Annotated in this window: 2 protein-coding genes; one reads left to right on the forward strand and one right to left on the reverse strand. The window is 33.7% G+C overall.

Features of this window, described 5'->3' with window-relative positions:
- Positions 1–279 precede the first annotated feature (279 nt).
- On the reverse strand, positions 280–648 hold the full coding sequence (locus ABYT26_RS17610; protein ID WP_372756342.1) for a MerR family transcriptional regulator: 369 nt from the start codon (positions 646–648) through the stop codon (positions 280–282).
- A 383-nt stretch (positions 649–1,031) separates the two neighbouring features.
- Between ABYT26_RS17610 and ABYT26_RS17615 the strand changes: the two genes are divergently transcribed.
- On the forward strand, positions 1,032–2,171 hold the full coding sequence (locus tag ABYT26_RS17615; protein WP_372756344.1) for an ATP-binding protein: 1,140 nt from the start codon (positions 1,032–1,034) through the stop codon (positions 2,169–2,171).
- Positions 2,172–2,600 lie beyond the last annotated feature (429 nt).

The following is a 2,600-nucleotide window of genomic DNA, read 5'->3' on the forward strand; positions in this document are numbered from 1 at the left end:
ACTCTCCTGTAAAGCGGGAGGTGCAAAGTCGTCAAGAATATCAGTTACTTGTTGTATCCGCATATTTTTTAGTTGAAAATCATATAATCGTATTGTTTGTCAGGACTATTCTTCAATACAAAAAATAACTACATAATAATTATTCACAAGCCATTTTTGATTATAATCCTGGTTAATGTCCCCTATCGTAATTTTTAAATATCAAATATTCAATAAGTCAATAGTGGCCTTCACAAAATTAACATTTAGCAGGCCTTCCTGATAAAAAGGCTGATCCATTTATTCTGTTGAATCCTCGATTTTATTTTCCTTCCCTAAGTTTTCCTTCATCTCAATCAGCATAGCTCTGATGTCCTTCAATTTAGATACAACCTCAAAGTTATTGACTGTATCGTCATGATTCTCTTCCAGTTTTTTCTGAGCCCCCTTCAGAGTCATTCCTTTTTCCTTTACCAAATGAAAGATCAAGTGAAAGTTCTCAATATCTGCAGGAGTAAAAAGACGGTTCCCTTTTTTATTTTTCAACGGCTTTATAATAGCAAATTCCTTCTCCCAAAAGCGAATTAAGGAAGTATTTACATCAAACATCTCGGCCACCTCTCCGATAGTATAATACAGCTTTTCTATTTTAGGTTCCTTGTATGGCATTCTATTGACTTTATTGATTCCTTATCAAATGGCTTTAGGTTATTGGCCTTTGGTAATTAATTATTAGCGATACGCCTTAATAATCTAAAAAACAAAAACTTTTTTGCTACATAATACGCAGACAAACAAAAGCATATGCACTATTTAACTAGCAGGCTCATTCTGTTTTTTAACAAAAAAAATAAAAAACTAAACTCTAATTGTATGTATAATGATACGCAATATTACTTTATATTTCATAGAAATTCAATATTCTTCTTATAAAACAATCAAAAACTGCTCACCTTTATAACAACACCTTTAGTAAGTTACTTTTGGTAAGTTAAAACAAAGTCACTATATTTATCTAATCATTCATAAACAAATACTTACCAATATAACAGATGACAAAGACCAAGATATCAAACCCATTTTTGGTTAATAATTATCAGGGTTCTGACTATTTTTGTGACAGGAAGATTGAAACACAAACCATTAAAGATAATCTTTACAATGGCAATTCCACCACTATAATGGCTATCAGGAGGATAGGTAAAACAGGATTAATTCAGCATGTATTAGATCAACTACCCACAGAATATCACGGTATTTATGTTGATTTACTGGAAACAGAAAACATGAACCAGCTTTTGAATATTCTTGCCACTGCGATCATGAGTCAAACACCTCAGAAATCGAAATTTGGTAAAACCATCTGGAATTTTTTTACCAGCCTTCGACCAACCATTAGTTTCGACCCTCTGAATGGCTTACCTCAAGCCTCTTTTTCAATAAGTCATGAAGAAACAAAAACGAACATCGGCTCCGTTTTTGAATTTCTTGAGCAGCAAAACCAAAAAATTGTGATAGCCATCGATGAATTTCAACAAATACTAAATTATCCTGAAAAAAATGTTGATGCCTGGTTACGAACACGGATACAACATCTGAATAATGTTGTTTTTATTTTTTCAGGAAGTCAGCAACATTTAATGGCTGAGTTATTTGGTTCACCTCAACGTCCGTTTTACCGAAGCTCGCAAATCGTACAACTAAAAAAAATTGAACAAGAGGCATATACCGACTTTATTGTCGATCTATTTTCAAAATACAAATACCACGTTTCCAGAGATATCGCAGAGCAAATGTTAGATTGGACAGACAGACATACTTATTTTACTCAGGTTTTATGCAATCGGGTATTTGCTCGTCGCACCAGAAATATTACAAGTGCTGATTGGAAAGCGGAAGCCTCATTGATACTCAAAGAACAGGAAGTTTTATTTTTTTCTTTCAGGAATATGTTAGCTAAAAACCAATGGAAAGTTTTAAAAGCCATTGCAAAACAAGGAAAAACATACAAACCAACCGCACAAGCTTTCTTAAAAAAATACAAACTGAGTTCATCTGCTACCGTACTAAAAGCCATTAAAGCTTTATTGAATGCCGAACTGATTTACAAAGATTATGATGAACATGGAGAAGCATTTTATGCGGTCTATGATTTATTTTTTAGACGCTGGAGCGAACAAAAAGCTTTTTAAATCTTACTTTTGAATACAAATAAGAAACCAACATGACCAAAACAAAAAATAAAACAGAGAAAAAACATATACAATTTCACAAAACGGCTCTGCCGGATAGTTGAATGAGGCAACCCTGAACCCTAAGCGAAAGTTTAACTTACACGGGTTATTGCATTCAATTAACTTTTGAATACACAACCAGTCTCGTCTAAGCGGGGGAAGACATTAATCACAACGAGTTCTCCCGATAGATGAAAGACAGGCTATATGACAAATAAATTATTAGAGTATATGAAACGAGCCATGGGAATTGTTTCGCACACAAAAGGATGATTAATTCTGGCGAGTTCTCCCGCATTTCGCGGGACAGGCTATATGACCATTGAAAGAAAATTATAAACACATGAAATTTGTTTTTACACTTTTACTCACTACACTTCTTGGTAC

Origin of the sequence: Labilibaculum sp. (assembly GCF_041595635.1) — a bacterium.
GTDB lineage: Bacteria > Bacteroidota > Bacteroidia > Bacteroidales > Marinifilaceae > Labilibaculum.

Coding starts and splice junctions, on each gene's coding strand:
- ABYT26_RS17615 (WP_372756344.1), top strand. CDS start 1,032: ATGACAAAGACCAAGATATCAAACCCATTTTTGGTTAATAATTATCAG.
- ABYT26_RS17610 (WP_372756342.1), bottom strand. CDS start 648: ATGCCATACAAGGAACCTAAAATAGAAAAGCTGTATTATACTATCGGA.